The following is a 6,088-nucleotide window of genomic DNA, read 5'->3' as shown; positions in this document are numbered from 1 at the left end:
AACAGTACTCAAAACTTAACCGGTGTTTCCACTGGAAACAGTGCTCAAAACTTAACCGGTGTTTCCACTGGAAACAGTACTCAAAACTTAACCGGTGTTTCCACTGGAAACAGTGCTCAAAACTTAATCAGTGTTTCCACTGGAAACAGTGTTCAAAAATCAAACAGTGTTTCCACTGGAAACACTGTTTAAAAACTCACCGACACGCCGGAAAACAATTCGCTCACTGCGCTCATCCCCGGGGAGGATCTGACGGATTTTCTTTTTCCGGCTCACGCATTTTTTTCCCGTGACAGTGACGATGACGGCCGGCAGGACGGTTTTTTTTCCCCGTGATCCTCATCACAATAAAGAACACACACCACATCAGCACCGCCAGCCAGAATACCGGGGAGTCAACCCCGTCTGAAGGCCATATCGGCGGTAGCATTACTTCACCTGCTGGGTCAGCCCGGTTTCTGTGATCAGAACCGGGTAATGGGATAACTGAAGACGGTGAGCCAAATCGGTGCCGGATGCCGGGGAGAGCAGTCCTCCCTGAGCCAGCGCCTGAAGCGCCTGTAATCCGGCATCCGATTTCACATTCACCACCATCCCGGCCGCATTCATTGCCTTCAGCCGGGTGGCATGCTGTGTGAGCCAGGCCCGGGATAACGGATCATCCCCCACCAGATACAGTGCCCCAATCCCCGGTAAATGCAGGGCGCGATCATCCACCTCCCCCGGTGTCATTTCCGGTGTCTCAACCGGCAACACCATTGACGGGGCCATCACGGACGGCAGGGCACGGGATGCCGGCTTTGTTGTCCATTCATTCGGGGCATTATTGATTGCGTCATAAAAAGGGGCTGCCGGCTGCCCGCCGCCATGATCCGCAACCACCGTTAATGCCGCCTGACTGCCGCCGGCCGCGCAAAACAGCAGCATCCCCAGGACGGACAGGGGATAAAAGGCACGCGTTGTCTTTTTTTCGGAATTATTTCGCATCGGTTTTGTTCTCCGGTTCTATCCACACAAACGATACCGGTCGTTCTGCAATGGCTACCGGTAAATGAGCGGGGACGGGTTGGGTACCGCCCGTCAGTGTTGCCAGCTGACGCCGGACGATACCTTTATAACGGGTGGCGGGCTGACCGCCCGCCGGATGGTGATAACAGCCGGCAGCACGGAGCCAGCTGCCCGGTGATGTGTCATAACAGCGCTTCAGAATACGGGCTGCCACATGCAGATTGGTATAAGGATCAAAAGCCTCCCAGGTGGAACGGAAGTGATGCCCGTTCCAGCCTAAATTGACCTGTGCAATGCCCACATCGATGCGTTTGGGTGATGTCGTCTGTAAAAATGCCTGTAAAGCCTGCCAGGCGGCCTGCCGTGTCGGATAACGGTATCCTTTACCGGCCACATTCAGCGTCCACGGCCAGGGATGGATTTCACCGGCCTGCGGGTGATGTGCCGGTAATGTCCAGGATGACTCCGTCAGTGCCAGGGAATACAGGGCTTCTGCCGGTACATTCTCCTGCCGGGCCACCTCACGGTAGCCCGCCGGCACCTCCCGCGCCGGTAACGGCACGGAAAACAGCAACAGGACAAGCATGAGCAGGGAATTTTTACGCATCACGCCTCCGGATTAAGGTGTGAGCGGACGCCACCGCCCATCCGGTAACTGTTGCATAACCACCGGTGTGGTGGTCAGTCCGTACTGAAGCGAGAGGCCGCCATCATGATTTAACGTAATTTCCCGCTTTCTGACGCGCTCTGCCGGGATATTTTTTTGTCTGGCCCAGGCCCGCAGGCGGTTATCATCCCCCTGTGTCCCCAGCACATAAATATCAAACGGCTGTTTGCCGGCCAGCAGAGTGGCCAGACGGGCATCACACGCGCGACAGTTTTCCGCCTGCACAAATAACGCCTGCCGGCGCTGTGCTGTTCCCTGTACCATCCCGGCGGTCGCGCCGGCTGTTCCCAGACTGACCGGTAATATCTGACCATAGAGCCGTTTCCAGGCCGCATCCACTTCCCGCTGAAACGCCAGCTCTTTTTCCGCCCGGGCAAATTCCTGCTGTACCCACTTTTCAGCCAGCCGGCGGCGCTCCTCATCTGACCGGGCCTCAATGCCCAGTGTCGTCAGGGGATCCAGTCCGGGAGACTGAATACCGCGCCGCCCTTTCATCAGCGCCTCAAAACGGGCATACTCCTCCGCACTCAGTCCCCATTCCTGCGCCTCATACTGCAATGACTGTGTCTGACTCTCAGCCGATTTCCCCGCCTCAATCTGAACCGGTCGGGTTGCCCCGGAAACAGACTGTGCAGCTGTCAGCGGTGCAGACATCAGACACCCGCCCAGTAAAACCACGCATCTTATGTTTTTCATCACGGCATTCCTTTTATGGCAGGCGCAACGTCACCGTGCGCCCCTGATAACGTAATGTCACACGGTCAGTCTGAATGTCGGTCATTTCCCAGCCCTGATAACGTCCGCCTACCGGCAGTAATTGCACCTGCTCCAGCTGACGAATATCCGCAGGAGCCAGTGCGGCAAGAAGACGACCGCCCCGCTGTTCAATCGCGGTTAACTGAAACGGCACGGTCCGGGATGGACGGGCAGAAGCCCCGGGACGGGAAGTCTCCGGCGCGGCGGGTTTTGCCCTGACAACCGGGGGATTGACCGTTTTTTGTACCGGCTGACGCTGTTCCTGCAACTGATGTAACGCCAGTGCCCACTGTGCCTGGCGGGTTTCCAGTTGTGCCAGCCGTTTTTCCAGCCCGTCAGACAGTACGGCGATCTGCTCATCCGGTTTGCCGGCCACCGCCAGCTGTGCTGTCACCGTTCTGAGGGTGTCGCGCTGTGATGCCACATCCTGTTTTAGCGTCGTCAGCCCCTGACGGAGCACGTCCAGTTGCGCATTCATCCGGTCATCCGTGACAGAGTCAGCCATCTTCATCTCAATCGCCTGTAATCGCTGTCCGAGTTGTGACAGAGCCTCTGAGTGTGAACTGATAACATTACTGTGGATAAACTGCGGGATACCGGCCACCAGAGCACAGGCGACCACGCCCGTCACAATCACCCCCCGGTAAATTTTTTTATGTAATGGGGTTACGGACAATTCTTCAGAATGAGTCATTTCAGCCACCCTCCGCGATGAACCTTATTCACACCGCTATGTCCGGCAGAGGTATTCAGCACCGGAGGCACTGGCAATGGCGTACTGCCCGCAGAAAGTGGAGTGCCCACAGAGACGGATGAAGTGCTGCCCCTTCCGGCATCCGGCACAGACGGCGTGTATTCCGGACGAAGTCGGTAACACACCTCCCGCTGTACATCATCCACTAACAACTGCCAGGCCGGCCCGGCAAGGAGCTGTAACGCCACATTCAGGCGGATCGGTCCCATCTGATACTGAACAGCGGGTAACGGCAGACGATAAAGGCGGTTCGCCTGATCATCAGAGGTGCACAGACGATATCCGGAATCACGCAGGGCATAATGCAGCGCATCCCCGACCGTGGGTGAAACGGAAGCCGGAATACGCAGGTGAACAATTTGTTCCAGCGGGTAACGTTGTGCCTGTGAAGGCGAAATATCAACCAGCCGGTAACGATCATAACGCACAACTTCCGGCGCTGACGGATAAAGATCCGGGAGCACCGGCTGAACATGAGTGGTGTTGACTGGGATCGCGGTGTCAGCCACCGGTTCGGTAGGCCGGGAGGGTTTATCTGCACAGCCCCCCAACAGCAGTGAGGTCAGGGCAAGACATATCGGGAGAATTTTCATACGCATTTTCTGTCCTGTGTTAATAAAATAAAGTCACAGGCACACTGTGCGCAGAAAAGCAAGTGCTCTCAATGAGAAATTAGTTTTCCGAAAAAAAAAGAAAACGGCGGGCATAAAAAATGCCGGCAGTCATGCCGGCATTTGAGAGTAAAAATAGAAAAGATTAATGTTTTAATGACTCAATCTTTTCCCTGGTCAATCCGGTACATTGCATAATAATGTTCAGATCAACCCCCTGTTGTAATAATGAGCGGGCGACTTTTTCAACACCCAGGCCGATACCTTCTTCACGACCTTTTTTGATACCTTTTTCGATACCTTTTTCGATACCTTTTTCGATACCTTTTTGCTCAAGTTGTTCTGCAATCGTTGTCAGCATCGTTTTATACTCCGGTGACAGTGCAATCAATTGGCTGAAAAAGCGGGATTCATCCAGAATATACCCCTGATAGGCAATATATTCCATCACACTCCTCACCTGGTCAACCGTATTGTGTTGCGAGTTAATTATCTGCGCGATTATCGGCAATACCGACATCAAACCGTCGCGGGTCCGAATATGTTTCTGAACCAGCTCCAGCAGGGCAACACCCTTGTGTGTCAGGATTTCCTCATCACTGAGCACACTCAAATCCACTAACGAAAATGACCGGGTATACAGCTGCTGAGCCAGCGCCGGATCGGCGAACCCGTCCAGCCAGTTCATACTGTACGGATAAGGACAAACACTGCCCTGATAAAACAGAAACGGCACCACCAACGGCAGTGTCTTATCCGCCGGCGATTTCTTCAGATGATGCGAAATCGCTGACATCGCATAGTGCATCAGACGAAAACCCATTAACCGATCCGGTTTTGACTGGTGCTCTATCAGGCAGTAGATATACCCTTCCCCTTCCGTTGTCTGCACGGAATACAGCACATCCGAATGCAGCTGACGTAAACGGCGCTCCACAAAACTGGCCGGCTCCAGGCGCAGTGTACTTAAATCGCACAAAGGCAGAATGTTCGCCGGTAAATGCACCGCGAAAAAATCCCTGGCATTCTCAGGATGCGTTAAAAACTGCTTAAATAACGCATCATGTACCGGTTGTTGTGTATTTTTAGTCACAGAAAACTCCTTATTAATGACTAAAAAGAATCAGCTGCATATTCTCTGGATGCAGGCTGCTCATTCCCCGGCGGGGTTGACTGGTTTTTCTCGGCTTTATATACCACTTCTTTACCGATTTTAATCCAGTCAATATTCAGCAGTCTGGCTTTCAGGCTGACCCGCTGTTCTCCGGCATGCTCACCTTTTGTCAGGGTGAAAATATCGGAGGCCAGATTACTTAATGTAAACCCGGTCAGGACTTTTTTGTCCTCATCCACCGCTTTAATACACCGTCTGACCAGTGAGACCGTGTTCTCCCCGACGACTGTCGTATCAAAACGAACGTACACAGGGTTATCAGCCGGTCCACTAAGTGCATTAATCACTGCGGTTAAAAACTGCCCTTTAGGGCCGTTAACCTGACGGATATTCGATAAATACCCAATCCCGTTCACATGCAGATTAAAGTATTTATTTTCAGATATTGCCGTATTTTTGCTGGTCATGATGTTTCTCCATTGGATAAAAAAGGTAAAAAAGTGAGAAACATCGTCCCGGCAGGAACGTGTTTCCCACCGGGGTCAGTAACAGGATTACTCCCGAACTGACGACTTGCGTTGTATAAGGTGATCCTGATGACAACACAGTACGGTTATCATCCTCCGTCAATTTCAAGGACGAACGGAGTTCTGTCATCGCCCGTAGGCCCTCGTCTCAGATGACCCGAGGATTGGCAGTGGCAATCACCCGTAGGCGTTCCTCTCAGATTGCCGGAACATTGGCATCGTTGTCACCCGTAGGCGCTTCTCTCAGACAACTGAAGCATTGGCAATGTTGCATTATGCAACGGTATAAGCTGAACAAGGATTAATCTGCTTTTTTTATTTGTCAAGTAAAAAAGTAAAACAGAGAGAAAAAACACAGGAGAATAAAATGGATAACAGAAACAGACTGAAAATCTGGTTACAGCAACATCATCTGACTCAAAAAGACCTCGCTCAACTTATTGAAAAGACAACACACAGACCTTGTTCTGTCAGAGCGGTAAAATCCCGGTTATGTCCACCGGAAAAAACAGCGTCCGCACTTGCCCGGACTGGGTGATTCAGGTACTCAATCACATGGATGAATAAATTTTTCCAATAAAAAAGGCGTTACGGTTAATAACGCCTGACAGTACCACCAACTCTGCAATGTTAAAAAGAACCTCAGGAGGT

The 6,088-nt window shown here is 52.4% G+C and carries 9 protein-coding genes; 2 read left to right on the top strand and 7 right to left on the bottom strand.

The annotated features are described in order from the left end of the window. Positions 1 to 192: hypothetical protein (locus QSH13_RS18180; protein WP_286039432.1), on the top strand; the 192-nt coding region annotated here is incomplete at its 5' end. A 237-nt stretch (positions 193 to 429) separates the two neighbouring features. Here QSH13_RS18180 and QSH13_RS18175 read toward each other — a convergent pair. From QSH13_RS18175 to QSH13_RS18145, 7 genes are all read right to left on the bottom strand, one after another. Then, complete coding sequence (locus tag QSH13_RS18175; protein ID WP_001764966.1) at positions 430 to 987, bottom strand: integrating conjugative element protein; 558 nt, start codon at positions 985 to 987, stop codon at positions 430 to 432. Beyond that, on the bottom strand, positions 977 to 1,615 hold the full coding sequence (locus QSH13_RS18170) for a transglycosylase SLT domain-containing protein (protein ID WP_286047530.1): 639 nt from the start codon (positions 1,613 to 1,615) through the stop codon (positions 977 to 979). The genes QSH13_RS18175 and QSH13_RS18170 overlap by 11 nt, the downstream gene beginning before the upstream one ends. Before the next feature lie 12 nt (positions 1,616 to 1,627). Next, positions 1,628 to 2,371 carry a TIGR03759 family integrating conjugative element protein gene (locus tag QSH13_RS18165; RefSeq protein ID WP_113355630.1) on the bottom strand — a complete coding sequence of 248 codons (744 nt, stop codon included), beginning with the start codon at positions 2,369 to 2,371 and terminating at the stop codon, positions 1,628 to 1,630. A 13-nt stretch (positions 2,372 to 2,384) separates the two neighbouring features. Beyond that, positions 2,385 to 3,125, bottom strand: coding sequence for a hypothetical protein (locus QSH13_RS18160; RefSeq protein WP_286039412.1), 741 nt, complete (start codon positions 3,123 to 3,125; stop codon positions 2,385 to 2,387). Beyond that, positions 3,122 to 3,784: a PFGI-1 class ICE element type IV pilus protein PilL2 gene (gene pilL2 / locus QSH13_RS18155; RefSeq protein ID WP_113355627.1), complete on the bottom strand. Its 663-nt coding sequence runs from the start codon at positions 3,782 to 3,784 to the stop codon at positions 3,122 to 3,124. The genes QSH13_RS18160 and pilL2 overlap by 4 nt, the downstream gene beginning before the upstream one ends. Positions 3,785 to 3,941: 157 nt before the next feature. After that, complete coding sequence (locus QSH13_RS18150) at positions 3,942 to 4,889, bottom strand: Rpn family recombination-promoting nuclease/putative transposase (RefSeq protein ID WP_286039411.1); 948 nt, start codon at positions 4,887 to 4,889, stop codon at positions 3,942 to 3,944. Between the two features lie 20 nt (positions 4,890 to 4,909). Further along, positions 4,910 to 5,377, bottom strand: coding sequence for an STY4534 family ICE replication protein (locus tag QSH13_RS18145; RefSeq protein ID WP_113355624.1), 468 nt, complete (start codon positions 5,375 to 5,377; stop codon positions 4,910 to 4,912). Between the two features lie 427 nt (positions 5,378 to 5,804). Between QSH13_RS18145 and QSH13_RS18140 the strand changes: the two genes are divergently transcribed. Next, a complete protein-coding gene (locus QSH13_RS18140; protein WP_275231119.1) occupies positions 5,805 to 5,975 on the top strand; it encodes a hypothetical protein in 171 nt (56 codons plus the stop codon). Positions 5,976 to 6,088: the final 113 nt, after the last annotated feature.

The organism is Proteus faecis (genome assembly GCF_030286765.1).
Classification (GTDB): Bacteria; Pseudomonadota; Gammaproteobacteria; order Enterobacterales; family Enterobacteriaceae; genus Proteus; species Proteus faecis.
Note: the sequence above shows the minus strand (reverse complement) of the source record. Positions and strands in the feature narration are given on the sequence as shown.